At 48.1% G+C, this 26,073-nt stretch carries 26 protein-coding genes; 20 read left to right on the top strand and 6 right to left on the bottom strand.

All coding sequences use genetic code 11. The features are described 5' to 3' along the window. Window positions 1–94: 94 nt before the first annotated feature. Window positions 95–913 (bottom strand): SDR family NAD(P)-dependent oxidoreductase, encoded by an 819-nt coding sequence (locus ACO05E_RS18160; protein WP_419810895.1) that lies wholly within the window; start codon window positions 911–913, stop codon window positions 95–97. Window positions 914–1,177: 264 nt separating this feature from the next. Here ACO05E_RS18160 and aspS point away from each other — a divergent pair, with 264 nt between their 5' ends. The 7 genes from aspS (at window position 1,178) to ACO05E_RS18125 (ending at window position 7,220) form a co-directional block, all read left to right on the top strand. After that, window positions 1,178–2,953 carry an aspartate--tRNA ligase gene (gene aspS / locus ACO05E_RS18155; protein WP_419810894.1) on the top strand — a complete coding sequence of 592 codons (1,776 nt, stop codon included), beginning with the start codon at window positions 1,178–1,180 and terminating at the stop codon, window positions 2,951–2,953. A gap of 142 nt (window positions 2,954–3,095) precedes the next feature. Beyond that, window positions 3,096–3,353 carry a DUF4160 domain-containing protein gene (locus ACO05E_RS18150; protein WP_419810893.1) on the top strand — a complete coding sequence of 86 codons (258 nt, stop codon included), beginning with the start codon at window positions 3,096–3,098 and terminating at the stop codon, window positions 3,351–3,353. A 5-nt stretch (window positions 3,354–3,358) separates the two neighbouring features. Continuing rightward, window positions 3,359–3,595, top strand: coding sequence for a DUF2442 domain-containing protein (locus tag ACO05E_RS18145; RefSeq protein WP_419810892.1), 237 nt, complete (start codon window positions 3,359–3,361; stop codon window positions 3,593–3,595). 46 nt (window positions 3,596–3,641) lie between these two features. Beyond that, the gene (locus ACO05E_RS18140) at window positions 3,642–3,968 is read left to right on the top strand and encodes a hypothetical protein (RefSeq protein WP_419810891.1); all 327 of its coding nucleotides are present in this window, start codon (window positions 3,642–3,644) and stop codon (window positions 3,966–3,968) included. Window positions 3,969–4,155: 187 nt separating this feature from the next. Continuing rightward, the gene (locus ACO05E_RS18135) at window positions 4,156–6,219 is read left to right on the top strand and encodes an LruC domain-containing protein (RefSeq protein WP_419810890.1); all 2,064 of its coding nucleotides are present in this window, start codon (window positions 4,156–4,158) and stop codon (window positions 6,217–6,219) included. Between the two features lie 56 nt (window positions 6,220–6,275). Beyond that, window positions 6,276–6,773, top strand: a complete 498-nt coding sequence (locus ACO05E_RS18130; protein WP_419810889.1) for a hypothetical protein — start codon at window positions 6,276–6,278, stop codon at window positions 6,771–6,773. Between the two features lie 84 nt (window positions 6,774–6,857). Next, window positions 6,858–7,220 (top strand): hypothetical protein, encoded by a 363-nt coding sequence (locus tag ACO05E_RS18125; RefSeq protein WP_421722755.1) that lies wholly within the window; start codon window positions 6,858–6,860, stop codon window positions 7,218–7,220. Here the strand turns inward: ACO05E_RS18125 and ACO05E_RS18120 are convergent. Genes ACO05E_RS18120 through ACO05E_RS18110 form a run of 3 tightly spaced genes read right to left on the bottom strand, consistent with a single transcriptional unit; the run spans window position 7,217 to window position 8,756 of the window. After that, window positions 7,217–8,146, bottom strand: a complete 930-nt coding sequence (locus tag ACO05E_RS18120) for a hypothetical protein (RefSeq protein WP_419810887.1) — start codon at window positions 8,144–8,146, stop codon at window positions 7,217–7,219. The two genes, ACO05E_RS18125 and ACO05E_RS18120, sit on opposite strands and share 4 nt — an antisense overlap. 58 nt (window positions 8,147–8,204) lie before the next feature. Further along, entirely contained in the window at window positions 8,205–8,513 is a 309-nt protein-coding gene (locus tag ACO05E_RS18115; protein ID WP_419810886.1) for a type II toxin-antitoxin system RelE/ParE family toxin, read from the bottom strand. Between the two features lie 3 nt (window positions 8,514–8,516). Then, window positions 8,517–8,756: a DUF1778 domain-containing protein gene (locus ACO05E_RS18110; RefSeq protein WP_419810885.1), complete on the bottom strand. Its 240-nt coding sequence runs from the start codon at window positions 8,754–8,756 to the stop codon at window positions 8,517–8,519. Window positions 8,757–9,091: 335 nt separating this feature from the next. Between ACO05E_RS18110 and glmS the strand changes: the two genes are divergently transcribed. The 12 genes from glmS to ACO05E_RS18050 all read left to right on the top strand — a co-directional run bounded on the left by glmS (window position 9,092) and on the right by ACO05E_RS18050 (window position 24,180). Then, window positions 9,092–10,942 (top strand): glutamine--fructose-6-phosphate transaminase (isomerizing), encoded by a 1,851-nt coding sequence (gene glmS / locus ACO05E_RS18105; RefSeq protein WP_419810884.1) that lies wholly within the window; start codon window positions 9,092–9,094, stop codon window positions 10,940–10,942. A gap of 27 nt (window positions 10,943–10,969) precedes the next feature. Then, complete coding sequence (locus ACO05E_RS18100) at window positions 10,970–11,722, top strand: acyltransferase (RefSeq protein ID WP_419810883.1); 753 nt, start codon at window positions 10,970–10,972, stop codon at window positions 11,720–11,722. Next, a complete protein-coding gene (locus tag ACO05E_RS18095; protein WP_419810882.1) occupies window positions 11,719–13,089 on the top strand; it encodes a glycosyltransferase in 1,371 nt (456 codons plus the stop codon). Before ACO05E_RS18100 ends, ACO05E_RS18095 begins: the two co-directional genes overlap by 4 nt. Window positions 13,090–13,127: 38 nt before the next feature. Further along, entirely contained in the window at window positions 13,128–15,710 is a 2,583-nt protein-coding gene (locus ACO05E_RS18090; protein WP_419810881.1) for a hypothetical protein, read from the top strand. Window positions 15,711–15,815: 105 nt separating this feature from the next. Next, a complete protein-coding gene (locus tag ACO05E_RS18085; RefSeq protein ID WP_419810880.1) occupies window positions 15,816–16,304 on the top strand; it encodes a hypothetical protein in 489 nt (162 codons plus the stop codon). Continuing rightward, window positions 16,294–17,832 carry a GNVR domain-containing protein gene (locus ACO05E_RS18080; protein ID WP_419810879.1) on the top strand — a complete coding sequence of 513 codons (1,539 nt, stop codon included), beginning with the start codon at window positions 16,294–16,296 and terminating at the stop codon, window positions 17,830–17,832. The genes ACO05E_RS18085 and ACO05E_RS18080 overlap by 11 nt, the downstream gene beginning before the upstream one ends. Next, window positions 17,829–18,959 carry a glycosyltransferase gene (locus tag ACO05E_RS18075; protein ID WP_419810878.1) on the top strand — a complete coding sequence of 377 codons (1,131 nt, stop codon included), beginning with the start codon at window positions 17,829–17,831 and terminating at the stop codon, window positions 18,957–18,959. The genes ACO05E_RS18080 and ACO05E_RS18075 overlap by 4 nt, the downstream gene beginning before the upstream one ends. Window positions 18,960–19,014: 55 nt before the next feature. Further along, window positions 19,015–20,313, top strand: a complete 1,299-nt coding sequence (locus ACO05E_RS18070; protein WP_419810877.1) for a glycosyltransferase family 2 protein — start codon at window positions 19,015–19,017, stop codon at window positions 20,311–20,313. Window positions 20,314–20,345: 32 nt separating this feature from the next. Further along, entirely contained in the window at window positions 20,346–21,065 is a 720-nt protein-coding gene (locus tag ACO05E_RS18065; RefSeq protein ID WP_419810876.1) for a sugar transferase, read from the top strand. Window position 21,066: 1 nt separating this feature from the next. Continuing rightward, complete coding sequence (locus tag ACO05E_RS18060; protein WP_419810875.1) at window positions 21,067–22,473, top strand: O-antigen ligase family protein; 1,407 nt, start codon at window positions 21,067–21,069, stop codon at window positions 22,471–22,473. 146 nt (window positions 22,474–22,619) lie between these two features. Beyond that, window positions 22,620–23,663 (top strand): UDP-glucose 4-epimerase GalE, encoded by a 1,044-nt coding sequence (galE, locus tag ACO05E_RS18055; RefSeq protein WP_419810874.1) that lies wholly within the window; start codon window positions 22,620–22,622, stop codon window positions 23,661–23,663. Between the two features lie 214 nt (window positions 23,664–23,877). Next, window positions 23,878–24,180: a hypothetical protein gene (locus ACO05E_RS18050; protein WP_419810873.1), complete on the top strand. Its 303-nt coding sequence runs from the start codon at window positions 23,878–23,880 to the stop codon at window positions 24,178–24,180. Between the two features lie 103 nt (window positions 24,181–24,283). Here the strand turns inward: ACO05E_RS18050 and vapC are convergent, their stop codons facing one another. Further along, entirely contained in the window at window positions 24,284–24,721 is a 438-nt protein-coding gene (gene vapC / locus ACO05E_RS18045) for a type II toxin-antitoxin system VapC family toxin (RefSeq protein WP_419810872.1), read from the bottom strand. Between the two features lie 135 nt (window positions 24,722–24,856). Here vapC and ACO05E_RS18040 point away from each other — a divergent pair, with 135 nt between their 5' ends. Beyond that, the gene (locus ACO05E_RS18040; RefSeq protein WP_419810871.1) at window positions 24,857–25,129 is read left to right on the top strand and encodes a hypothetical protein; all 273 of its coding nucleotides are present in this window, start codon (window positions 24,857–24,859) and stop codon (window positions 25,127–25,129) included. A 22-nt stretch (window positions 25,130–25,151) separates the two neighbouring features. Here the strand turns inward: ACO05E_RS18040 and ACO05E_RS18035 are convergent, their stop codons facing one another. Continuing rightward, window positions 25,152–26,006, bottom strand: coding sequence for a PA4780 family RIO1-like protein kinase (locus ACO05E_RS18035; protein ID WP_419810870.1), 855 nt, complete (start codon window positions 26,004–26,006; stop codon window positions 25,152–25,154). Between the last annotated feature and the right edge of the window lie 67 nt (window positions 26,007–26,073).

The raw sequence follows: 26,073 nt of genomic DNA, 5'->3' as shown, positions 1-26,073 counted from the left end.
CTGGCCAAAAGATGCGCTATAGCAAAGATTTATTCGCCAGCCTCAACTTTTGGCCCGGATTTTTCAGGGGTTTGGTGGTGCTTGCTAACAGGCCTTAAGCAATTTTACGCAACACCCAGCCAAAAAGATCGGTATAGCGGGTTGGTAAAAAACGCTGTATCCGATCCATCAGACGGGCGTCGGCACCAATTAAAATCCGGCGCTTACCTTTAATAGTGCCATTGAGAATAATGTTAGCGGCTTGAGGCGCGCTGGTGCGGACATTCTGTTTAAAATTCTGGTGTTGCTCTTCCTGAGATTGCTTGCCCATAAAAGAAGTGTTAATGCGGCCATTACGGACAATATTGGTTTTGATACCACCGGGATGAACGGTGGTGACCATAATATTGGTGTTTTTCAGTTCTTGTCGCAGCGATTCGGTAAAGCCACGCACGGCAAATTTGGTGGCGTTGTAAGCGCCTTGGGTGGGTAGTGCAATGATGCCAAAGATTGACGAGATATTAATAATGGCCGCTTCCGGGCGTTGCTTCAGGTAGGGCAGGAAGGTTTTGGTGCCATACACCACGCCCCAGAAATTAATGCCAACAATCCACTCCATGTCTTTATAGCTCATCTTTTCAATGGTTTCTGACAGCGCTACACCGGCATTGTTAATAATGGCATCAACCTGGCCGTGTTCGTTTACTACGGTTTCGGCGTAACTTTCCCAGGCTGAGCGATCTGCCACATCGAGAGAATGCAGTGTCACCTTGCCAGGGCCAATCAGGCTGGCTCGTGTTTCTTCCAGCCCCGACATGTTGACATCGGAGAGTGCCAGATGCGCGCCGTCTTTGCTCAGTTGCTGGGCCAGAGCCTGACCAATGCCTGACGCAGCGCCAGTGATAACAACGACTTTGTTGGTAAAAGATTGCATAAAGAAGAGAACCTGTCCGTGAGATTGTTGTTTTTATAAGGGTTGTGTTTATAGGGGGTGTTGTTTTTATAGGGGTTGTTCTTATTAATGGGGCTAGATTACCGCAGCCGTTCTATGCCTCAAGGTGCAATTGTGCCGCGAGAATGGGTGAAATCGACGAATTCGTTATTAATTGATGGCGAAGTATCGGATGCCCGGCAAAAATTCTGTATACTGCCCGCCTTTTTTATATTTCAAATTGACGTTTTGATGCGGGACCAAACGATGCGCACGCACTATTGTGGTGATATTAACGAAACCTTGATTGACGAAACCGTAACCTTTTGTGGTTGGGTTCACCGTCGCCGTGACCACGGTGGCGTTATCTTCTTAGACGTTCGCGATCGCGAAGGTCTGGTTCAGGTGGTATTCGATCCTGATACCGTAGAAGCTTTTAATACTGCGGATAGCGTGCGTTCGGAGTTTGTGGTTCAGATCACCGGTCGCGTTCGTGGTCGCCCTGAAGGTACCATCAACGAAAACATGCGCACCGGTAAGATCGAAGTACTGGGCAAAGAAATCAACGTGGTGAACAAGGCAGCAACGCCTCCGTTCCCATTAGACGGCTACACCGATGTGGGCGAAGACATCCGTCTGAAGTACCGCTACATGGATATGCGTCGTCCTGAGATGCAAGAGAAGCTGCGCTTCCGTTCTAAAGTATCTTCTCATGTACGTCGTTACCTGGAAGACAACGGCTTCCTGGATATTGAAACCCCAATTCTGACTCGTGCTACTCCAGAAGGTGCCCGTGACTACCTGGTGCCAAGCCGTACTCACGAGCACAACTTCTTTGCACTGCCGCAGTCGCCTCAGCTGTTTAAGCAGCTGTTGATGGTGTCTGGTTTTGACCGTTACTACCAGATTGCTAAGTGTTTCCGTGACGAAGACCTGCGTGCAGACCGTCAGCCGGAATTCACTCAGATCGATATCGAAGCTTCTTTCATTGACGAAGAAGAAATCATGTCTCTGACTCAGGGCATGATCACCGAGATCTTCGAAAAAGAACTCAACGTACAGTTGGGTGAATTCCCACGTATGCCTTACTCCGAAGCGATGGAAAAGTACGGTTCTGATAAGCCAGACCTGCGTATTCCATTAGAGCTGGTAGACGTTGCTGAATTCCTGCAAGACATCGAATTCAAAGTATTCGCTGGCCCGGCAAAAGATCCTAAAGGTCGCGTAGCGGCGCTGCGTGTACCGGGCGGTGCTGAAATCTCCCGTAAGCAAATCGACGAATACACCAGGTTTGTTGGCATCTACGGCGCCAAAGGCTTAGCTTGGATTAAGGTGAACGAGATTGAAAACGGCGTTAATGGCCTGCAATCTCCAATCATCAAGTTCATTGGTGAAGAAAACACCATGGACATCATGAACAAGCTGGGCGCACAAAACGGCGACATCATCTTCTTCGGTGCTGACAAAGAAGTGATCGTAAACGAAGCGCTGGGTGCACTGCGTTGTAAGCTGGGTGAAGACCTGAACCTGTACACCTGCGCGTGGGCTCCGCTTTGGGTTGTTGACTTCCCAATGTTCGAAGAAACCAAAGACGGTGGTATCACTGCGATTCACCACCCATTCACTGCGCCTTCCTGCTCTCCGGAAGAGCTGAAAGCAGCACCAACGACTGCGCTGTCTCGTGCTTACGATATGGTTCTGAATGGTTGTGAGCTGGGTGGCGGTTCGATCCGTATCCACGAACAGTCGATGCAGGAAACCGTATTCGACGTACTGGGTATCAGCGAAGAAGAACAGCAAGAGAAGTTTGGCTTCCTGCTGGACGCGCTGAAGTACGGTGCGCCGGTACACGGTGGTCTGGCGTTTGGTTTAGACCGCTTAGTCATGCTGCTGACTGGTGCTCAGTCGATCCGTGAAGTAATTGCCTTCCCGAAAACTCAATCTGCTGCGTGTGTAATGACCGACGCACCGGGAGAAGTGGGCAACGCTCAGCTGCGTGAACTGCATATCAAACTGCGTGAGAAGCCTAAAGCGGAATCTTAATTCTGGTTTGGTTTTGAACGACTAAAAAACGGGAGCTTCGGCTCCCGTTTTTTAGTTGCCTCTGATTGGAAAATGATTATCCGATAGTTTGACACAATAGCCTAAAGGCGTAGGATCAAAGGCATATCAGGGAGTGATTTGTATGCCAATTATTAGCCGCTTTTACGGAATTATTATCGCTATGTATTTTAACGATCATAATCCGCCACACTTTCACGCTAAGTATTCAGGCCATGAAGCTATATTTAGTTTTGACGGTGATATTTTAGAAGGTGGGTTGCCAAAGAGAGCAGTAAAATTTGTTCAGGAATGGATTGCGCATCATAAACCAGAGCTTGAACAAAACTGGCTGCTGGCACAGGCCGGAGAGCCGCTTAATGATATTGAACCTTTGGAGTAACTAAGATGCTTCATGTAAAAGCCGCAAAGTATGTGAAAGAATTCAGGCTCTGGGTTTCATTTGATGATGGAACTTCAGGTGAAGTTGATCTAAAAAACCAATTGAAAGGCTCAATGTTTGAACCACTGAACAACCCTGAATTCTTTTCAAAGTTATCGGTAGATCCTGAGCTTGAAACTGTTGTATGGCCTAATGGCGCAGACTTGGCTCCTGAGTTCCTAAAAAACCATCTTTGTAAATAAACTCATCGCTATTTATTGATTAAAAATACTAACTCTTATATCTACTATGAACGCCAATCAAGCCTTATTATCTTTCTCCGATATTGCCAGTGAAGCCCACGCCAAAATCCAGCAGGATTTTGCTGATATTAATCCGGTGATTGGTGTCATGCAGGGCATGCGCAAAATGGGTATTCCTGCTGATGTAATGACCATTGACTGTTTGCCCAATAAAAAGCGTATTCTGATTGTGCTGCATGACGAACATCCGGGGCTGATCCAGTATCAATATACCTTCACTGATCAGGATCCGGGTAACGACTATCAAGCGATGAAGTCCAGTGATGTCACCAGTGATACAGTCTATGGCTGGATTAAGGATTACTTCTCCTGAAATCCGCCACCTCCTCTCTATATTCACCATCCGTTGTGCTTTGCATTTTGCAAAACCCTTAAGGCTTATCGCATATTGCGAATGATGAATTCAAAAAATCCCTTATAAAACAGTAAGTTGTAGTTTGGTATCCGAATTGCTCAACAGTCTTTGATTCCTTATGACTGTTGAATAATGGAGAACCATTATGCGCTATCACCTGCTTATTCTGTTGTTGTGCTCATCGTTTACGATGGCCACGCCGTTTGAGACTTGCTCCGGTAAGGCTTACCTGTTTCAGCGAAAACCGCTGGTGGTTTATGAGGTTAACCTGTTAACCGGTAACTACGAGCAGGTTCAGGGCACCATCGCCAGTGGCCGTAATATCAATATTAATGGCCTCGGGTTCGATTATTACTTTAATGAACAAGGGCAGAGTGAAAGCTACTTTTATGGCTTCAGCACCACCACCCTTGAGTTTATGCGGCTGGATAAAGACTTTAACGAAACCACGCTGCCGTTGATCAACCAGCCCGGCGGCTCTTTTTATGTGGGTGATGTTTACGATCATCACTATTATTTTTATCGCACGGGTTCGGGCCTATACAAGGTGAACCTGGATGAAGACGCCGATAATTATCTGGTGGTGCAAACCATCACCAATACCGCACGGGTTCAGCTGACAGACTTTGCTTTCCACCCGGATCATATTCTTTACGGCATTGATAACCGCAGTGGTGTGTTACATCGCTTTGATATTGAGACCGGGGTGGCAACTGCAGTTGGCAACACGGGTGTCACCGGTACCTTTGGTGCCGCGTATTTTGATTCCGACGGCTATATGTATATCTCGCGCAATCAGGATGGTCATATTTTCCGCATTAACCCGATGGCTGACGATGTTTCAGCAGAGTTCTTTGCCTACGGGCCATCGTCCAACCAAAATGACGGCGCTCGTTGTGTGTTTGCCGATCTGATTACCGAAGACGATACCACCCAGTACGATTTTGGTGATGCTCCGGAAAGTTATGGAAACAGCGTCGACTCCAATGGCCCACGCCATGAGTTTCAGGGGGAGCTTTATTTAGGGATGAATAAACCCGGTGACGATAACAATAACGATGGCCTGGGACTGGTGACCGGCCTGGTAAAAGGCTTGGATTCCCCCACGGTGATTACGGCGTCTGAGGAGGCATATCTGCAAGCCTGGGTTGATTGGAATCAGGACGGTGTGTTTTCCGCTGAAGACGAGCAAATTGCTAAAAACCAGCGCCTGCAGGCGGGTAGTAATGTGATTTCGTTGGAGGTTCCGGTCGATGCTGAACCGGGTGTTACCTGGGCGCGGTTACGTTATGGCTCGCAGCAGGATATCGGCCCGTTAGGCGGTGCTATCGACGGTGAAGTGGAAGATCATCAGGTAGTGGTTACCGACGAAGGGGTGAGCTACAGCTATTACCCATCGGCCGATGGCTGGACCACGTTAGCTTACGAAGATTTATGGCCATACGAAGGTGATTACGATATGAACGATGTGGTGTTTCATTATCGTACCGTGACCGTTGAGCAGGCAGGTCAGTTAAAGCGGGTCGATTTCCACGGCCAACTGGTGGCCATTGGTGCCAGCTATCACAACGGCTTTGCCATTCGGGTGCCGGGTGTGCAGGCATCGGCGGTCGACACTCAGGCGATGAAGTACACCCATATCGTGAACGGTGCTGAAGCCACGCTCCAGAGCAATCCGATTGAGCAGGGCAGCGATGAGCTGATTGCGATTATTACCGGTGACGTTTGGCAGCTGGTGGATACCAATTGTGATTTTTACCGTACCAGCAGCCAATGTATGGACGATATTCAGTTTGAGTTTGAACTGCGCCTGCCATTCACCGAGCTACAGCCTGCTTCGAGCATCAGCACCTTATACGATCCGTTTATCTTTGCGACGCCCAATCGTTATCACGGCTCGTACTTTAACTCGAACCCGGGCCGTGAGTGGGAAATGCATCTGGCGGATATGGCGCCAACAGAGCAGGCGGATACCGGCATGCTGGCGACGGGTGACGATACATCGAGTCAGGAACAGCAACGCTTCTTCAAAAATGCCAACAACCTGCCGTGGGCGATGGAGATGGCAACCAGCTGGAAACACCCAAAAAGTGGGGTGGATCTGCTGCAGGCGTATCCAAAATTCCGTGATCACATCTTATCGAATAAACAGGAATTTAAAGACTGGTATCAGAGCCATCGCCGTGTTGATAGTCAGGTCTATCCATAAAAAGCGCTTCTACCAATATGCGATTTAAACAGACATTAGATAACAGGTAACCGATTATGAAAAACTTAAAACTGAGTATGTCATTGATTGTTGGGCTGAGTCTATCACTGGGATTGGCGGGCTGCGGAGGTGGCGGTTCGGGTGGTTCTTCCGCGTCTGGAAATGGAGGCCAACCGCCATCAGCTCCGGCAACCTCAACGCCCGAACCTTCAACGCCTTCAGTTACACCACTCACGACAGCGGAGATTGAAGCACCAGAAGGACTGGCTTTTACCTCTGCATTTGCGATGGACCTGTCGGTGAATCTGGATCAGTTTCAGCAACAAAAAGCCTATATTTCGGTGTATTCAGACTATCGCCAGACAGAAAATAACCAATGGCAAATTAACTATAACAGTCGGGTTTTAGGCAGCTCCGTGAATAATGGCGTATTTAATAAAGCATTAACCCTGCCGCAGCATCTGGAAAAGGTACTAGTTCAGGTCTGGTTTTATGACACGTCAATTGAGCCAATTACCCGTGAGGTGACCGTGGCTGAGCAGGTGTCGTTATAACTTTGACATTCTTAGGTGAAAGCAGGAACTCTTATCGCTATTGTTGTATTGTTGACGGTATTAATAGTCCTCAGTTGAAAAGTGATGGAATTCTTAGAGTTTGTATTCGGCTTTGTTTTAACGCTGTTTTATATGATACTGCCAGTTATTTTGATCTTGGAAATATTTTGTATGGCAGCAATTACCTACGGCTTGTACTGTAAAATTGCGTATAAAAAAGGTCTGAAGGTAATGGCGATTTACCAGTCGAACGGGCTACTTAAGTTATCCATCATTCCTGGATCAATCATCGTGTGTTTTTCAGTAATAGGACTGATTGGTATTGGCCCGATTCGTGAAGTCGTCGCCTTTATATTAACTTTGCAATATACGTTGTGCCTTGTGAGTGCCTGGGTTTTGCTGTTTGCATTGATTTTGAAAGGCTTTAGTAAGATGTTCAGAGTTTAGTTAGCAGAGCTTTGGTCAAATGATCTAATGAACTTACGATATTCCGGAAAGCCTGCCTTGCTCTGAAACTGCTGATAGGTATCTGAAAAAATCTGGCTAAAAGATAAACGATCCAAAGTATCCAATAATTGCTGTGTGGTTTGCTCAGAATGATCCTGATAAGACAAGGTTCGGCAACACTTGATATAACGCTTCAGCACCGACTGTAATCCGCCTTTTTTTTGCAGTTGTGCATCCACCTGTAAAAAGAACACGGCACCGCCCCAGTACATAGTAGGGTGGTCGCCATACAGTCGTAGCACCGGTGCTACCTCCGCAAAAGCGGGCAACTCGCTTTGCCGAAAACTGCGCAACGCCGGGCTGATAGCGTAATTTTTTTCAGCCTTCTGAATTTGTTTGATCAGTCGTTGCTGGTGGGTATAGCCATCAATAACGCCTATCTTTTTCATCACCTGATATTGCAGGTAGCTGGCAAACCCTTCCGCTAACCAAGCGTCTTTTTCACCCAGATAAGGAAAAATCAGATGAGAAAACTCATGTGGTGCCGTCCAGTCGCGGCGTAAGTCATCCAGTGAATAACGGGTATCAATATAAAATTCCAACGACTGTCGGTTGGTCTGGCGTCGGGTTCTGGCCCAGGGAACCGGCTCACCCATATCGTCATCGGTATGACGATCCACTCGGTACAATTTTAAATAGATTGGGAAGGGAAGTTCGCCATATAAATCCGTCATGGAGTTGTGCACTTCGGTTAACCACTGGCGAATAACCTGTTGCTCCTGAGCCGAGAAAGGATGCTGCCACTGCCACACCAGAGACGGTTTGGCTTGAGCCGGTGTTGATGCCGTAGCTAATGCAACGAGTAATGCCGTGAGTAGCAGAAAGAGCTTTAAAGTTTGAAACGGGAAATTGCGAATTGTTGCCATAAATGACTCTCAATTGAAACATATCGCTTAAACATAAGGCTCTGGCAAAACTTAAGGGTTAACCCAAGCGCGCATTCAGATGTGTAACAATATCTCGCTTTTCATGAATAACACCAATAATGATGGGCGTTCCCTGATCAGAAATCAGATGAAAAACAAAGTGTGAGCCAACTTTGCTGATGTAGACCTGTGGTAATGAATCTGAATAGAGCCTGGATATAACACTTCCTGCTGCAATGCCCTCAAAATGCTGTTTCAGTTCCAGTCGGTAACTATTCAGCTGAGAGCGCCCCCAGCGATTTAACGTATATTGAGCAATGCTCCTCAAATCTGACTCAGCTTCAATAGAAAGAGAATAAGATGGCATTGATCAACCTTTCCCGATCTCTTCATCAAAGATGGCATCGAGATCTTTATCGGATAACTCTCCACTCAGGGCGGCCTGACTGCGCTTGGCTAACACTTGTTCGAGGTGCTCAAACGCCTTTTGTTCCTCACTGTTTGGCAAGGCACACTGCAATACATAATTTTTGATGCTCATACCCTGTATAGCAGCCGCTGCTTTTAAGAATTGGTGCTGTTCTGGTGTGATGTCGATGGATAAACGCATAAATCAGATCCACAAGATTTAGAAGAAACAAATGCAGGGTATGATAAAAACAACATTTTGTCATTTTGTTCGCCTCCCTTTCAAACCACTCTCTCAAACCACTCTCTCAAACCACTCTCTCAAACCACTCTCTCAAATCACCCTCTTAAATCGCTTTGCAAAACGCAAATCACCTTGCGTTGCACCACTCAAAACACTACTCAGTGAACCCGTTAAAATAAAAATAAACCTCTATAAATCAATGATTTAATGCTGAATCTGGCTTCTGGCCCGGTTATCGCTAACACCCTCCTTACTACGAAACAAACGATAAAACCGACAGTGAGGGTGATCTTATGTGCGGAATATTCGGAGTGGTGAATGACCACAAGGCAGCACAAACATTATTAAGTGGCTTAAAGGCGCTGGAGTATCGCGGTTACGATTCCGCCGGTATCGCCACCATTGATAACAACGTGATTGATTGCTGCCGTGCCAACGGCAAGTTAAATAATCTGGAGAATGCCTTACAGCAGCATCCGCTGCCAGGCAGTACCGGTATTGCTCACACCCGCTGGGCTACCCACGGTGAGCCAACCACCATTAATGCTCACCCACATATGACCGATGACGTGGCGCTGGTGCACAACGGCATTATCGAAAACTATCAGGAGTTGCGTATCGAGCTGGAGAAAAAAGGCCATGTGTTTTCCAGCGATACCGACAGCGAAGTACTGCCAATGCTGATCAGCGATTATCTGGCCCAGGGTTACAAGCCTTTAATTGCCACCAAGCGTGCATTAAGCCGGGTGCGTGGCACCTATGCCATTGGTGCGTTATTTAACGGTAAAGATGGCCAGATTATCGCGGCCCGACGCGGTAGCCCGCTGGTTGTGGGATTTAATCAGCATTCTGCGTTTATAGCCTCAGATGCGGTTGCCGCCAGTCTGATGGCGGATGAAGTGATTTATCTGGAAGAGGGTGATCTGGCGCTGGTCGAAGCCAAAGATATTTTTATCTTCGACAAACATATGGACGTCGTGAATCGTCCTCGTACCCGTATCGAACACAGCAATGAAGCGGTCAGTAAAGAAGGTCATGACCACTTTATGCATAAAGAGATTCACGAACAAACGGTCGCAGTTCAACGCACACTGGATGGTCTGAATCAACTGAGTTTGTCGGCCGCGCCTGAGATGGATTTTGCCGACATCGACCGTTTGAGCATCATTGCCTGTGGTACCAGCTATTACGCCGCCATGGTGGCGAAATACTGGTTTGAGAAGCTGGCACAACTGCCGGTGGAAGTCGATCTCGCGTCTGAATTCCGTTACCGCCAACCGCCTCTGATGAAGCGCGGCGGCTGTCTGTTTGTATCGCAGAGTGGTGAAACCGCTGACACCTTGGCAGCACTGCGTTACGCCAAAGAAGGGGGTCAGTACTGCCTGTCAATCGTGAATGTTCCCAATAGCTCGATTGCGCGCGAATCGGACTTTGTTTACCGCACCTTGTGTGGCCCTGAAATCGGGGTGGCGTCGACCAAGGCCTTTACTTCGCAGTTAACCGTATTAATTCGCCTGGCGGTGAAAGCGGCGCAGCAACGTCAAAGTCAGGACCCGGCGGAACTCAGCGCGTTGATGTCGATGCTGGGCGAAGTACCTCAGTGTATTGCTACGGCACTGCAGCACGAAGCCAATATCCGTGATGTGGCGAAAGTTCTGGAGCAAGCCAGCAGCACCATCTTTTTGGGCCGGGGGCAGTGCTATCCGATTGCCTTAGAAGGGGCGTTAAAATTAAAAGAAATCTCTTACATTCACGCCGAAGGTTATGCCGCCGGTGAGCTGAAACACGGCCCGATTGCCCTGATTGATGAGCATATGCCGGTGGTGGTGTTAGCGCCATACGATGAGTTGTTTGAGAAAACCATCTCCAACCTGCAGGAAGTACGTGCCCGCGGTGCCAAGGTCATTCTGATCAGCGACAAACGAGGCATTGACCACTGTTGTTCCCATGGTCAACAAGGGAAATCAGCTACAGACGGCAAAGACAAAGCCGATGCGGTGATTGAAATGCCCACCGCCAGTGCCTCTCTGCATCCGATTCTGTATTCGATCCCAGTGCAATTACTGGCGTATCACACCGCTGTGATTCGTGGCACCGATGTCGATCAGCCACGTAATTTGGCCAAATCGGTCACGGTGGAATAAAGATAACAGCAATCTGGAGGTGATCTTATGCAACGCGTTAAACACGAAGTTAAACCATATGATGTAAAACAGTGGCTAAAAACATCGCCGTCACCCATTGCCAAAGCCTGTATGTCAGCGATTAATGCGATCCGTTTTTTTCAGATCCCAAGTATTTCGCTGATTCACAAGCCACTGTATTGGCTGCATGTTCAAGCTCACAACAGTTGGGCGAATCTGACCCGGATTCTGTATTGGACACCGCTGTTTAAAAGCCGTTTACAGAACTATGGCAACCGCTTTTATCTATACAGCGGCATGCCTCAGGTGCTGGGCAATCTGAACATTACACTGGGAGATGACGTGCGTATGTCGGGCATTGCAACCTTGTGTGGCCGTTCGTGCGCTGCAAAAACGCCTGAATTAATCATCGGCAATAACGTTGATGTGGGTTGGCAAAATACGCTTGCCGTTGGCCGGAAAATTGTTCTCGGTAACAACGTGCGACTGGCAGGTAAGGTATTTCTGGCTGGATTCCCCGGCCATCCGCTCGACCCGGTTGCCCGTGCTCAAGGCCTGCCAGAAACCGACGAACAGGTTGGCGACATTATTCTTGAAGAGGATGTGTGGTTAGCCACTGGGGTAACGGTGATGGCTGGAGTCACTATTGGCAAAGGCACCGTGGTCGCTGCTGGCAGTGTGGTTACTCAGGATTTACCGGCCGGAGTCGTGGCCGGTGGCGTACCTGCCCGAGTATTAAAACCAATTACCGGCAAGATAAAACAGGAGATGGCAGCATGAAACAGACTGATACTCATCAGGCCAATACATCTCAGGCCGAAGGGCTGCCGATGGTGATTTTTGGTGAAGATTGGGATGCGCACCCAAGCAGCACTCAACACCTGGCGCGTGAATTATCCAAATTACACGACATTACCTGGGTGAATTCGATTGGCTTGCGTTCGCCCAAACTCAATAAAAATGACCTGCTGCGGGTGATCAAAAAAGGCTGGAGCATGACTCTTCCGCATACCTGGATGAAACCAGCACTAACATCAACGCCAACACCAGAACAAGTGCTGGAGAGCTGCGATCCGTTGGAAAAGCGTCCACCTAAAGACTGGCAACCAACGGTGATTCATCCACTGGCGCTGCCGTTTCATGGCAATCGTCTGGTGCGCTGGTTAAATCAGAAATTATTACGCCAGCGGATTTTTTCACGTCGTCGCGATTTAAAAAACAAAGACACAATTTTATGGGTGTCGTTACCCAGTGCTGCCAACCTGCTGGGGAAAATGAACGATTGCTTCAGTATTTATTATTGTGGCGATGACTTCTCCGCGTTAGCCGGTGTTGACCATGCGGTTGTTGCTGAGCTGGAAGCGCAGTTAGTTAAAGAAGTGGACTTAATTGTGGTTGCCAGTGAAGCATTGGCTAAAAAGTTTCCGGCCGATAAAACTCTGTATGTTCCGCACGGTGTTGCCGAATATTTTTATGAAGCACCGGGAGGCATTAACAGTACCTGCGGTGAACCGGTTCGCCCGGCTGATTTACCAACGGGCGGCCCGATTGCTGGTTTTTATGGCAGCATCAGCAGCTGGTTGGATCAATCGTTATTGTTAAACACCGCCAAACAGTTACCGCACTGGCAGTTCGTACTGATCGGTAAAGAATGCTGCGATGTGAGCTTATTAAAAGGGCAGAGCAATATTCATTTTCTCGGTGAAAAAAGTCACCAGCAACTACCGGAATATGTGCATCACTGGCAGGTATCGTTACTACCGTTTTTAGATAACGAACAAATCCGCGCCTGTAATCCGCTGAAGTTACGGGAATACCTGGCCTGCGGTAAGCCGGTGGTGGCGACCGATTTCCCAGCATTAACACCGTATCGCCACTGTGTGCATGTCGTAGAGCATCAGCAAGCGGACAAAGCACAACAGTTTGCCGCGCAGATTGTACGTGCCGGGTTGGATCTGCCCGCCATTGATCATTTGGCGCTGGAAAGGGCGGGCCTGTCGTTTATTGATGTGGTCAGCAACTGGCAAGACATTGACCGTATGCAAACCAATACCCGCCAACGCATGGCTAGGGTTCAGAACCAGAGTTGGAAAAACCGTGCATTAACCATTTATAACGAAGTGCAACGCCGTATGGCGTTGGCTTGAGCTGCTGGTTTTTTAGGCGACGAGTTGAGGTTGAATTTATGAATAACTTATACCGTTATCTTTTTGGTATGGTTTTACTTACTTTGGCGACGCAGGTAGTGGCCGAGGCTGATAGCACTGCTAACCCTGAAAACAGTCAGCAGTCGGTTATAACCCGTCTATTGCCTGACTCAGCTACTGTGTCATTGCCTTGGCAGCAATCACTGCAAGGGCTGAATCTCACCTCTGTCTCGGCTGAGCGTCAGTTACTGGCTATCCGTGGTATCAACCCGAATCACGCCTCGGTGCTCATCGTGATTCGGATTGATGATCAGCAAAGCCATGATTATTTCAGCCGGGTGAACCTAGAGAGAACTGTTGCCCCCGGTGATTTTTCATTACAGCTGGATTTGGCAGGCTTAAAAACCCCGGCAGGGCGGTATCTCAACCTTGATGCCTTAATCGATCTGAGGGTGTTTAGTGCAGTGGATACAGATACCAAAGTTCAGCTCACTCAGGTTCAGATACGGGCTGCAAAGCCGCTGGTTGGTGTTTCAAATCCCGCCCTGGTGATGGATTTTGGTACGTCAGACAGCCCGGTTCTGCCCGGTGTGATGGCGTTGACACCGGCACAGCCGCTGAGTAACCGGATTCGCTTACAGGGTCTGTTACGTGGAGTGAACCGCCCCGGGCCTGAACCCTGGTTGCAGGATGGCATTGCCGGAATTGATACGCTCAGTATTCCGGTGACTTCCGCTATGTTGGCGGCGGGTCGTTTCTGGCAGCTGACCTTATTTCGTGAAGATGTGGGGGAGTGGGAAAACCTACCGCGACAGCACAATCTGGATGTTGAAATTAATGGCATTCATTACGATGGGCAGCTTTCTTCAGAACAGCGCGCTAAAAACTGGTATCAACAACAGTATTTATCCTTGTACGAGCAAGCCGCCGCACACTCTCCTTGGCAAGATATTGTGCAGAAGCGTGGGCTGAGACAGCAATTTCCGCTGGATATCAGTGGCCACAGTTCGATTGAAATCCGTTTTCTGGGTGAAACCCCGTCCGAACGTTATGTTGCTGGTCTGGTGCTCCAGCCGATTGAGAGCAGCTTAAGTGGAGTGAATGACGGCAATTTATTAACGGCTGTAGAGCGACAACGTCAGGAGTATTTCCAGCAACATTGGCACGTAAAGAAGACCTTGCCAGCGTCGTTGCAGCAGGCTGCATTAGCTAATCCGGAACGGATTGCGAGTAATCAGCCATTTGTGGTTCGTTATTTTATTGATAGCGAAGCTGGCTTGAAAGAAACAGAGCTGAAAAACGTGCAGTTGCAGGCGGATATCCCGGGGTTTCGCTCTGAGTTTCGTATTGCTCAGGCTAGCTGGTACCGGGAGGGTAGCCAGTTGCAGCTGATTAAAGATATACGCCATCTGAAATCGCCCGAGTCGGAGTACGCTGCCGGACAATATCTGCTGCATGCCTTTTTTTACCCGGATAACAGCGTATCGGCTGCTGGGCTCGCAAGCGATCGAGCAGCAACGAAACACCGTATCCGTTTTGTACATCAGCCAGATTCTGATGCAGGGCAGGTTGAGATCATGGCCGAGCATACGCTGCAACGCCTGCCGATGACCTTGGACTATTCCGGTAAAAGCGTCGGTATTTATCTGGATGATAACCCAGCTCTGAACTGGTTTGATGAGTTTCGCCCGTATCGCCTGGCACAAACCTATTGCGACCTCAGATTTTTGCAGAAAACCGGGCTGAAGGCACTGGCACCGCCTCTGGTGACGCCAACTGCTGATAATCTGCCGTTCTGGCAGCAGCAACTGACCCTGTACCAGCGCTTTTATCCGCAACAGGATTTGCTGGCCTATACGCCCTATAAACGATTGAAAGCGATACTGAACACAGAGGGATTACAGCGTCAGTTAAGTCGCATACAAAACCAGCCTTCTACGCACTCTCATCTGTACTGGTCGATTGGTGATGAAGCTCAGCCAGGTCAGTACGATGAGATACATCGAGACGCTGAGCGTTTGCATTCTGCAAATCAAGTTGCAAGTTTAACATCAGAAAATGCACGTTTGACTTTAAAAAACGAGGTGTCACCGCTGAAAACTGCGCTGCAATTAAATCATGCAGAGCAAATTGTATTGGCAGAATCCGGTGATTTACTGCTGATTAATCACGGCTTTGAAGCCAGTCATCACGACATTCAGCAGCTGGCTCAATCTAAAAAAGTCTGGCTATACAATATGCCGAAGTATCGCCATGCTGCCGGGCTGATGTTGTGGCATTCGGATGCGCAGGCTTACGTTCAATGGCATGGCCGGATGCCTACAGCGAACCCTTATGATCCGACCGATGGCCGGGAAGCGGATTACCAGTTTTTCCCGCCACAGCCCACGCCGTGCAGCCCTTTACCCGATGTGGATATGCGTTTGTTTGAGCTGATGCGTGGCTATAACGACCTGGCCTGGTTTCAGTGGTTACAGCAACAATCCACTCCTGCGGCCGAAGCCTTACTCAGAGATATTCAACAGCAGGTGGGGGAAGATTGGCAGGACGTGGCGTCAATCTCTTCCTTGCAATTAATCCGTTGGCGAAAGGCAATTACCCGGTTGGCGCTCTCCTTATGATGCTGTTGGCGCTCACCCCTATGATGCCGTTGGCATGATGGTTGAAACAACCTCCTGAGAGAGCAGGTTTTGCATTGCAAAATGCAACGATTCAGGAGAATAGCGATGGGTTTGTTTGTCACCAATACTAAACCATTTAAATGTGCAGGCCGGGCGTTGCTGCTGGTTATGGTTGCCCTGATGGCAACCGGTTGCGCGAATAAGCCTGCGTTTAAACCGGCGGATGTTTTCCAGCAGGCGATGAATGTACAGAAGCAAGAGCAAGCTCACGCGTCTCCAGCTCAAACATCATTGATAGCTCCGGCAGAGGGTAATCGCCTTGAGTGGCAGTTTGCTGCAAACACTCATGAGCTGACGGACCAGCAGCGCATCGAGTTATACGGTTTGCTGCAACACGTCGAGGTATTGGAAAATTATCGTCTTTCCATCGAAATTGGCCCTGACTGGTTAAGCAGCTATAAACGTGGCAACTCTCTGCGTCCGTTTGTACCTCGCGGTTTATCTATTCAACAGCATTATCGTGCTCAGATGGCGCCACATTCTTTAGTGCTTACTTTAGAGCAAAAACCTAACGAGGTGCGTTATGAGCAATAACAGCGCCTGGAAAAATGTCTATCTGATTTTAATCGCGGCCTGGCGACAGCGTTACCTGATTATTATCCCGATTTTATTATTGCCATTAATCGGTGCAGTAATCGGTAAAACACGCGGTAAAATTTACGATACCCATACCACCATTCTGATTCAGGAAACGTCGAAATTAAATCCGTTTCTGGAAGATTTATCGGTCTCCACTAATTTAAAAGAGCGTATGGCAGCACTCGATACCTTGCTTCATAGCCGTCATGTGTTATCGGCGGTGGTGGATGAATTACAGCTCACCGATGACACCACCAGTGACAGCGAACGCAATCAGTTAATGAAGCGTTTGGCATCGGGCATTCAGGTGAATCAAATGGGTAAAGACCTGGTGCAGATTTCCTATCGTTCCGGCGACCCCGGCGATATGAAACAAATCCTTGAAGTCGTCAGTTTGCATTTTGTTGAACAGTTGCTGGCACCGGAGCGTTCATCGATTGCTAAATCAGAAGAATTTATTCGCGAACAAATTAACCAACAAAAATCCCAGCTGTTATTAGCAGAACAAGCACTATCCGCTTTTAAACAAAAAAACGCGGCTATTTTGCCTGCGTTCCACGGCGGTAACGTCAAGCGCTTGCGTGAGCTGCGCCAGCTGTTAGCACAAAAAGAAGTGGAGCTGGCTGGTGCCAGTGCGGCAGTCAGCAGTATTGATCAACAATTATCGTCAACCAACCCGGTGGTGGGTGCGTTAGAAAAACGTATCGTGGCGTTAACCAGCGAGTTGGCATTGCTACGCGCCCGTTATACCAACCAGCATTCCCGGGTGATTTCGGTACAGCGTCAGTTGGAACACATTAAACAAAAACGTAATGGCCTGATTGAAAAAACAGCCAGGTTAACGCCGCAACAAATCGAAAAACTGTGGAACCTGGCGATGAGTTCCGGGCTGGCCAGTAGCGCGGCTCAGGCTGAAATTGATGTGCCAGAGTCGGTTGGTGGTAATCAATTATCTTCGCTATTGCTCAGTCAGTTAGAAGACGTGCGCAAATCAAAAACGCTGGAACAACGCCTGCAGCAGGAAATTACCAGTCTGAAACAGCAAATTCAGCATACCGACGAACAGGTTCACGCGTACGCCTCGGTTGAGCAGGAAATGATTGAGCTGGAGCGTGATTTAGATACCCGGAAAAACTTATATAACGAGTTTTTAAAACGTTATGAAATGGCTAAGGTCACCGGCTCGTTGGGTAAATTTGAAGAAAAAAACCGTATCAAAATTATTGATGAACCCTTTACCCCAACTCATCCCTCCAACTTGCCGGTGTTGGTGTTTGTTATTTCCGGTTTGATTGGTGGCATTGCTCTGGGAGCGGGTTTGGCGCTGATTACCGAATTAATGGATACCAGTATTCGTCGTAGCGATCAGTTACAGCAATTTACTCAGGCTCCGGTGTTAAGCCGCATTCCTAAGCTGCAGCCGTTATCTGAATCCGACTGTTATTTCTCAAAAGAGACGCTCAATGTTGAGGTGAAATCATGAAAAATGCCCATCATGCTAAGCCAAAAGTGTACGTGCAGGTTGTGCAACATTTATCCCCCGGTGGTATTGAAACCATGGCACTGGAGATGGCGGATGAAATTGAGCGCTCAAACAACAATCGCTGTTATGTCATCAGCCTGGAAGGGGATTACCCCACGGCCGTTGCACACTGGTCGCGTTTAGCAAAGCATCAGTCACAAGTTATTTTTCTCAATAAAAAGCCGGGCTGGCGTATGAGTACGGTGTGGCAGCTGGTGCAACTGTTTAAACAATTAAAGGCAGATGTCATTCATAGCCATCATATCGGGCCGTTAATTTACGCTGGCTTGGCCGCTCGTATTGCTCAGGTGCCCGGGCGCATTCATACCGAGCACGATGCCTGGCATCTGCAATCGCGCAAACGCCGTTGGCTGGAACAGCTGGCATTAACTATTGGGCAACCTAAATTGGTGGCAGACGCCAAGCTGGTTCGCAGCGCTATGCAGCAGGCTGGTTTGAGTTATCCGTCTCAGGTGATTTGTAACGGTATTGATAGCCGTAAATTTATTGCCGGTGATCAACAACAAGCCCTGGCGGCATTGGGTTTGAGTCACTGGAATAATAACAAAACGCTTACGCCGGTGGTGATGGGGTGCGCCGGGCGATTAGTGAAAGAGAAGGGCTATCACATTTTGCTGCAGGCCATGCAGCAATTACCTGAGCATTATTTATTGTTGATTGCCGGTGACGGCCCGTTAAAAACCACCTTGCAACAACAAGCCGAGCAACTGGGCGTTGCGCATCGGGTGCAATGGCTTGGCGCAGTCAACAATATGCTGCCGTTTTATCAGGCGTTGAATATTTACACCATGGCGTCGCTGAAAGAAGGGCTGCCATTATCACCGCTGGAGGCGCAATCCTGCGGTATTCCGGTGGTATTAACCGATGTCGGTGGCTGCTCAGAAGCCATTTGCCCTGAAACGGGTTACCTGTCAAAGCCGCAGTGCAGTAAGACGCTGGCAGCAAACTTGCAAAAGGTTATGCAAGAACAGCAAAAAACTGCTGACAGAAATCACTCACCGCGCAATTTTATTACCCAGTGCCGCGATTTAGCGGTGATGGTGAAGGCGTATCAGAATTTGGTTTAAAACATTTCTTAAATCCGGTTTTACAACGGTTGTTTAACGTTAGAGGTGAATAACGATGAATATTTCAGACAATACCGTGATGGCTCAGGTAATTGCAGCCGCTCTAATTTTTTTAATTGTGTATCACCATCTGGGTTATCCGCTGATGCTGAAAGCACTCTCGACCTTACGCCTTCGTAGCGCGCGCCGGTCAACAATTGCATCGCGTAACTTCCGCAATTGTGTGGGGGATCGCCGGGTGCCGAAGGTACATTTGTATATTCCGGCATATAACGAAGAAGCGTACATTTACCAGAAATTAACCAGCTTATCCTGGCTGGATTACCCCAAAGACAAACTTAAAATTACCGTGTTGTGTGATGGTTGCAGCGATCAGACTGCCGCCCGTGCCCGTTCGGCGCTTACCGAATTCTCCCTGTCGGAGCTGGATATCCAGGTGGTGGAATACCCGGAAAATCGCGGAAAAATTGCCATGGTTAACGAAGCGATACAGCAGTGTGACGCCGATATTATGGCCTTCTCTGATGTGAGCGCGGTGCTGGCGGCTGATTGTTTCTGGCGTATGGCGCATCACTTTATGTGTCACCCAAATGTGGGAGTAGTGACGGGTCATTACTCGGTTATTAAAGCCACCATGAAGCCAGGTGATGCTTCAAACTCTGATGGTTCAAGCTCTGATGGTTCAAGCTCTGATGAGACAAGCAATGAGCAGGCTTACTGGAATTATCAGAATCAGATTCGGGCGATGGAAGGCTCTCTGGGGGCGGTTATGGGAGCGCCGGGCGCGTTTTATGCCATTCGCCATCACCTTTGTCAGCCGCTGGAATTCGACACCATCAATGATGATTTTATCCTGCCGATGCGCGGCGTGGCACAAGGGTTTAATGCCTTGTTTGATCCGGAACTGCAGATTTTTGAAACCGAGCCCAGCGATATGGAAATGGATGCTCAGCGCCGGATTCGCATTTCGCAAGGCAATATGCAACAGATTCTGCGACTTAAGCGTTTGCTGCTGCCTGATCTGGGTTGGGCCAGCTGGATGTTCACCTCGGGCAAGTTTTTACGGGTGCTGATGCCGTACTGCATGCTGGCGGTATTGCTGCTGTCGGCCTGGCTGGCGCCTCATCATTGGTTCTGGGCGCTGACGTATCTGCTGCAGATCGCAGTTTATGTGCTGGCCGCGGCTTATTACCTGACAAATGCTCAAGCGCACAATAGCGGGTTGCAGCGCTTGCTGAATCATAAAGTAGTCAGGTTAGTCAGCTACCTCTGCATTGGTCATTTTATGGGCCTGATCGGATCGGCAAAGTATTTGCTCAATACCCTGATGAATAAAAAACAACAGCCTTGGTAAAGCTGGCTGAAAATAATTAAGAGGGCAGATTTATGAATAGCCATAGCATTTCAGTAAACGTCGGGCGGGCAAAAAATATCCGCAAAACCATTATCTGGCAGCGCCACCAGTCGTTATCCGGGCAGTTTATTCCTTCTGCGGTGACCCAGGCTAAGCGGTTATTTGATGTGCTGGCAGCCGGGCTTGGGTTGTTACTGGTGTTACCGCTGTTTCCATTGATTGCTCTGGCCATTCGTGCGGAGAGCCAGGGGCCGGTGTTCTTTAAACAACTGCGGGTCGGACAGTCATTACCCGATCGAACCGATGTATTTATGATGATTAAATTTCGCACCATGGCTCAGGATGCGGAAAAACAAAGTGGCCCGACACTGGCTCAAAAAAATGATGCGCGTATTACCCGGGTTGGCAATTTTTTACGCAAAACCCGTCTTGATGAATTGCCACAATTTATCAATGTGCTGCGGGGAGATATGTCTTTGATTGGCCCACGCCCGGAGCGCCCGAGCTTTTGTCGTCGGCTGGAGCAGCAGATTCCGTATTTTACCGATCGTACCTATGGTGTTAAACCCGGTATTACCGGCTTGTCTCAGGTGCATCAGGGCTATGACGAATGCCTTGATGATGTCAAAAATAAACTGGGTTACGACCTTTCCTACAGCCTGTCTTTAACGTCAGTGTATAACTGGATAAAAGCCGATATCGGTATTGTGTTTGCCACCATTAAAGTGATGGTGCTGGGTCGTGGTCAGTAATATGGAGGGCTTATTCAGCACTCAGGGGCAACAAGACAACCGCGTTAAAGGTGTGGCGCTGGTGGTGTTGTGCTCCCTGATTGGGATGGCCTGGAATCTTCTGCCTCATCCCTTGCTGATCGTGGTGGCGGGCCTGGCACCGTTGGCGGTGGTGGGTGTGCTGACCATGCCTTTTCTGATGTGTCTGGGTTTTATTATTTTTTCATTCTTTCGTATTCATGAAGCCTTTCCGTTTTTAATGCCGTTTAAAATTCCCTTGTTACTGGCGCTGGCTTCGTTGGCGGCACTGGCCTGGCATCTGATTATTACCCGAAAAATTCAGCCTTTTATGACAACGGAGCTAACCTGGTTTCTGGTGTTTTTTGCGCTGGTCACCGTCGGTTTAATGTTTGCCAGTAACCGCGGTATGGCGATTGGTATGTTTACTGGCAGTTATTCCAAAATCGCCATTATGGTATTTGCCATTGCCTGGATGGTGCGGGAAGAAAAACAATTTGCCTTGTTGGCGAATATGATTGTGATTGCCGGTATTGCGATTGGTCTGGTGGCTTTAAACAACAAAGCCAATGGCATCGGGCTGGTAGAAGGCACCCGGGTGACCATTGCCCGGGATATGCGTTCGGTATTAGGTGATCCAAACGATCTGGCGCTGGTGTTGTCGTTTCCAATCAGCTTTGCTGCGGGTCTGGCGCTGACCAAAGGCCGGGGGCGTTTTAGCCGGATACTCGGTGTAATCGGGTATTTTGTGATTGCTAGTGCAATTCTGGCAACCCAAAGCCGGGGCGGGTTATTGGCTATTCTGGCGGTGTCCGGTGTGTTTGGTTTGTATAAAGTTAAATCAAAACTGCTGCTGATTAGCCTGGGTGGTATTGCATTAATTGCCTTATTAGCGATGGCTGGAATATCCGATCGTAGCTCTGGTGGTGCCGCCGAAGATGGTATTGATGAATCGGCAAAAGGGCGGTTATACGCCTGGGAAGCTGCATTTAATATGGCCAATACACATCCATTAACGGGTGTTGGTTTAAATAACTTTACCTCCAACTATTTCTTTTATTCTCCACACTGGGATGGCATGAACCATGCTGTACATAGTACGTGGTTTGGTGTGTTAGCAGAAACCGGATATGTCGGCTTAATTGTATTTATTACCTTAGCCATCAAACTGGTGATTGGCATGAGAAGGCTGGTTAATAAATTGCTGCCCTTATATCAGCAGCAACAGTGTTCTCCGGTGATTTTTGCAACTGCACAATCAACCCTGGCTGGATTAGCCGGTTTTATGGTGTCGGGCACCTTTTTAACCCAAGGTTTTACCTGGCCCTTATATATTTTATTGGCGGTCAGTGTGGCGGTGACCCAGGCCGGTAATCGCCTTCTTGAACAGCAAAATGCAGTGACAAAATAAAGTAGCAAGCTAAACCGTCACGTTAAACCATAAACCGAAATATCAAAACGCGTTGCAAATTGCGATGCATATATAAACACAATTTAAAAATAATATTGGATGATCAGTTCAGGACGAATAAGTGAAAACTTTTTCAGGAGTTGTATATGATTTTAGTAACGGGTGGTGCTGGTTATATTGGTTCTCATACATGTGTAGAGTTAATTGAAGCCGGATACGAGGTATTAGTTCTCGATAATTTAAGCAACTCCAGTCGTGAGTCGATTCATCGTGTTGAGCAACTCACCGGAAAGTCTATCTCGTTTATTGAAGGTGATGTGCGTAATGGCGATATCCTGAACGTATTATTTAATACACACGCCATTGATGCTGTTATTCACTTTGCCGGATTAAAATCGGTGGGTGAATCCTGCGAAAATCCAATTTTTTATTATGAAAATAATATCGAATGCACACTAAAATTAATTCAGGCGATGCTGGATGCCGGGGTGAAAAATCTGGTGTTCAGCTCGTCGGCCACGGTTTACGGTGATCCGCAAACACTGCCGTTAACCGAAGATATGCCATTATCGGCAACCAACCCGTATGGTCGCTCGAAGTTAATCATCGAAGATATGCTACGCGATTTGCCCAATGCCGACCGCTTAAATCACGCTACTCAACCCTGGTCAGTAGCATTACTGCGCTACTTTAACCCGGTGGGGGCGCATAAAAGCGGCTTGATTGGTGAAGACCCAAATGGCATTCCCAATAACCTGATGCCTTTTATCAGCCAGACGGCGATTGGCAAACGCGAGTGTTTATCGGTGTTTGGTGGTGATTACGATACCTGCGATGGCACTGGCGTGCGTGACTATATTCATGTGGTGGACCTTGCCAAAGGGCATGTCAAAGCGGTAGATAAACTGCTCTCTGAAAATGGCATTGCTGGCGTGCAGGCGTTTAATCTGGGCACCGGCCATGGCCTCAGTGTGCTGGAGCTGGTGAATGCCTTTAAAGACTGTAATCAGGTCGATGTGCCGTATCAGATCAGTGGCCGCCGCCCGGGCGATGTGGCGGCTTGTTATGCCGATGTTAGCCGTGCCCGAGATGAGCTGGGCTGGCAGGCAGAGCTGGATGTGCGGGATATGGTGAAGGACAGCTGGCGTTGGCAGAGCCGTAACCCGGAGGGGTATCGGGTTTCTTCGTAAATCTTATTGTCAGGAAAATCTCTTCGGGCGAGCTGGTATTCGAGCTTGCCCGTTTAATTTTTTGGTGATACTTTTGTGATAGAAAAGTTAGTTTTTAAAGACTTAGGCTAACTGGTTGTAAAAATAGTTAAGTTACTATGAATAGAATAGATACATGGCCCCTTTTTGTGCTTAATTCATAAAGGCAGGTCCTAGTAATACATTGGGGATTAATATGAAATATCTTGTTGCATCAATAATTTTTCTCGCATCGTTTAATGCGTTTTCTGCTAAAGAAATCGTTGTTGATATTGATGATATAGGTATTCGTTGGGGTAAGGGGTGTATTACATTAAGTAGCGGTCATACTCTTCATACCAACCTTGAAAATGCCGCAGGAAGAAGTGAATACTCTACAGCCCTTGCAGCATTTTCTATGGAGAAGAGCATTGTTGTTTATATTCAAGATACAAAAACTCCTAATATATGTAATGTTACCGAAGTTACTGACCACGGTATGATTTTTTTGAAGAGATAAATGTTTTTGTAGAAAATTTTGGTTATTTAATTTGATATACACCAGCTAAAGCAGACTATTTCAATTAAGCCTAAGCTACTACAGCTAAAATTTATAGTACACTTCATCGGGCGTTCAGCAATTGAACGCTTCTTCGGCCATAGACAACAGGAACTGCTGAAACCAAACCGCAATGCTCCACAAACGGCTTAAAATCTCTATCGGTAAATAGCAATGGAATTTTATTCTCAATACAAAACGTGGCGATAATTACATCGGCTGTTTTACGAATGGTGATGCCACGTTTTCTGAGTGTGCGGTAATTATCCGCGCATTGGATTGTCATCTTACTGTCAAGCATCTCGTATTGATCCAGCTGGCTCAGCAGTTTTTGAGTAGTGCGATAGCCCTTGTCGCTTTTTATTCCCTGCAATATTTCAAGTAAGATCAGGTCGCCTAGCACGACCTTGCTTTCAAGCAGATTATTATCCTGCTCGTCAGTGAATGGGCTGATTACACCATTAAGATAATCCCCCCATACACTGGTGTCGGCAACAATCACGGTTCGCCCATAAGCGCCAAATATAACCAATCAGGCTTTTTACTAATACCGAACCCATATCAACTATTAAGCAGGATCGGGAGCCATACTGACGTAATTTACGCTATGATAGCGGCACTTCAACAGGTGGTGTTTATGTCTTTAGAAATAATTATCGCAATTGCCGTGATCGGCATGCTGGTGTTTGTGATAGGCCTGAAAATCTGGCTGGGCAAACTGTTTGACTTCAAAATGAATGAAGGGGAAATCTTGTGTCATATGCAGGATAACCCCGGGAATGCTGGGTTTCATACCCTTGAGGCCATTGCTGAGGGCACCAAGCTGAAGTTAGAGCGGGTGACGGAGATCTGCCATCAAAGCACGCAGATTACCAAGCATGCCGAACGTGATTTATGGCGACTGAAGTAAACTCAGAAACCATCAGCAGGCGTTAGCCTGCTTCAGCATCCTGAATACGTTCCAGCCGTTCTTGCTCTTCCGCAAAGGCGGCTTTGATTTCTTCTAATACCGAATCCACATCCGCGGCTTCGCCAGCATCCTCAAACAACCCGGTCAGCTGGGTATCCAGTGTGAGCTTGCCGTCTTCGTACAAATCCCACATCTCATCGGCGTAACGGCTCTCAATCAGCTCTGGTGCAAACTGGCCGTAATACACATTCATATTACGCACATCACGATCAAGCATGGCTTTGGCGTTGTTATTGGCAGCGGCATCGACGGCCTGGGGCAGGTCGATAATCACCGGACCATAGTCATCGACCAGCACGTTAAACTCGGATAAATCGCCGTGTACGATGCCGGTACACAACATACGAGCAATATAGTGCATCATCAGCTGATGGTCTTCGCGAGCTTGTTCGGCACTCATTGCCACGTCATTCAGACGGGAAGCGACATCACCTTCGTCATCGCGAATCAGCTCCATCACCAGTACGCCGTCAAAGCAGCCGTAAGGCTCAGGTACCCGAACGCCTGCGGCTTGCAGTTTGTACAGGGCATCGACTTCGGCGCTTTGCCAGATTTCTTCTTGCTGAGCACGGCCAAACTTAGAGCCTTTCTCCATCGCTCGGGCGCGGCGGGAGTTGCGGACTTTACGGCCTTCCTGATATTGCGCCGCTTTTTTAAAGCTGCGTTTGAGTGCGTCTTTATAGACTTTGGCGCAGCGGATTTCATCGCCGCAACGTACGCTGTAAACGGTGGCTTCTTTACCACTCATCAGTTGGCTGAGTACTTCGTCGATGATGCCGTCGGCAATTAAGGGCTGGAGTTGTTTGGGTGTTTTCATGAGTGCCTTATAACGCACTTTGGGGCAGGAATAAAGATGGGGCATATCCTTATGCCGGGTTTAACCT

The sequence above is a fragment of the Bacterioplanoides sp. genome, assembly GCF_965226395.1.
GTDB lineage: Bacteria > Pseudomonadota > Gammaproteobacteria > Pseudomonadales > Oceanobacteraceae > Bacterioplanoides.
The sequence above is the reverse complement of the archived record's forward strand: the minus strand, read 5'-3'. Positions and strand labels throughout refer to the sequence as shown.

What these genes read in the sequence shown, in the direction of transcription:
- ACO05E_RS18160 (WP_419810895.1), bottom strand. Translation starts at nt 913, where the DNA reads ATGCAATCTTTTACCAACAAAGTCGTTGTTATCACTGGCGCTGCGTCA.
- aspS (WP_419810894.1), top strand. Translation starts at nt 1,178, where the DNA reads ATGCGCACGCACTATTGTGGTGATATTAACGAAACCTTGATTGACGAA.
- ACO05E_RS18150 (WP_419810893.1), top strand. Translation starts at nt 3,096, where the DNA reads ATGCCAATTATTAGCCGCTTTTACGGAATTATTATCGCTATGTATTTT.
- ACO05E_RS18145 (WP_419810892.1), top strand. Translation starts at nt 3,359, where the DNA reads ATGCTTCATGTAAAAGCCGCAAAGTATGTGAAAGAATTCAGGCTCTGG.
- ACO05E_RS18140 (WP_419810891.1), top strand. Translation starts at nt 3,642, where the DNA reads ATGAACGCCAATCAAGCCTTATTATCTTTCTCCGATATTGCCAGTGAA.
- ACO05E_RS18135 (WP_419810890.1), top strand. Translation starts at nt 4,156, where the DNA reads ATGCGCTATCACCTGCTTATTCTGTTGTTGTGCTCATCGTTTACGATG.
- ACO05E_RS18130 (WP_419810889.1), top strand. Translation starts at nt 6,276, where the DNA reads ATGAAAAACTTAAAACTGAGTATGTCATTGATTGTTGGGCTGAGTCTA.
- ACO05E_RS18125 (WP_421722755.1), top strand. Translation starts at nt 6,858, where the DNA reads ATGGAATTCTTAGAGTTTGTATTCGGCTTTGTTTTAACGCTGTTTTAT.
- ACO05E_RS18120 (WP_419810887.1), bottom strand. Translation starts at nt 8,146, where the DNA reads ATGGCAACAATTCGCAATTTCCCGTTTCAAACTTTAAAGCTCTTTCTG.
- ACO05E_RS18115 (WP_419810886.1), bottom strand. Translation starts at nt 8,513, where the DNA reads ATGCCATCTTATTCTCTTTCTATTGAAGCTGAGTCAGATTTGAGGAGC.
- ACO05E_RS18110 (WP_419810885.1), bottom strand. Translation starts at nt 8,756, where the DNA reads ATGCGTTTATCCATCGACATCACACCAGAACAGCACCAATTCTTAAAA.
- glmS (WP_419810884.1), top strand. Translation starts at nt 9,092, where the DNA reads ATGTGCGGAATATTCGGAGTGGTGAATGACCACAAGGCAGCACAAACA.
- ACO05E_RS18100 (WP_419810883.1), top strand. Translation starts at nt 10,970, where the DNA reads ATGCAACGCGTTAAACACGAAGTTAAACCATATGATGTAAAACAGTGG.
- ACO05E_RS18095 (WP_419810882.1), top strand. Translation starts at nt 11,719, where the DNA reads ATGAAACAGACTGATACTCATCAGGCCAATACATCTCAGGCCGAAGGG.
- ACO05E_RS18090 (WP_419810881.1), top strand. Translation starts at nt 13,128, where the DNA reads ATGAATAACTTATACCGTTATCTTTTTGGTATGGTTTTACTTACTTTG.
- ACO05E_RS18085 (WP_419810880.1), top strand. Translation starts at nt 15,816, where the DNA reads ATGGGTTTGTTTGTCACCAATACTAAACCATTTAAATGTGCAGGCCGG.
- ACO05E_RS18080 (WP_419810879.1), top strand. Translation starts at nt 16,294, where the DNA reads ATGAGCAATAACAGCGCCTGGAAAAATGTCTATCTGATTTTAATCGCG.
- ACO05E_RS18075 (WP_419810878.1), top strand. Translation starts at nt 17,829, where the DNA reads ATGAAAAATGCCCATCATGCTAAGCCAAAAGTGTACGTGCAGGTTGTG.
- ACO05E_RS18070 (WP_419810877.1), top strand. Translation starts at nt 19,015, where the DNA reads ATGAATATTTCAGACAATACCGTGATGGCTCAGGTAATTGCAGCCGCT.
- ACO05E_RS18065 (WP_419810876.1), top strand. Translation starts at nt 20,346, where the DNA reads ATGAATAGCCATAGCATTTCAGTAAACGTCGGGCGGGCAAAAAATATC.
- ACO05E_RS18060 (WP_419810875.1), top strand. Translation starts at nt 21,067, where the DNA reads ATGGAGGGCTTATTCAGCACTCAGGGGCAACAAGACAACCGCGTTAAA.
- galE (WP_419810874.1), top strand. Translation starts at nt 22,620, where the DNA reads ATGATTTTAGTAACGGGTGGTGCTGGTTATATTGGTTCTCATACATGT.
- ACO05E_RS18050 (WP_419810873.1), top strand. Translation starts at nt 23,878, where the DNA reads ATGAAATATCTTGTTGCATCAATAATTTTTCTCGCATCGTTTAATGCG.
- ACO05E_RS18040 (WP_419810871.1), top strand. Translation starts at nt 24,857, where the DNA reads ATGTCTTTAGAAATAATTATCGCAATTGCCGTGATCGGCATGCTGGTG.
- ACO05E_RS18035 (WP_419810870.1), bottom strand. Translation starts at nt 26,006, where the DNA reads ATGAAAACACCCAAACAACTCCAGCCCTTAATTGCCGACGGCATCATC.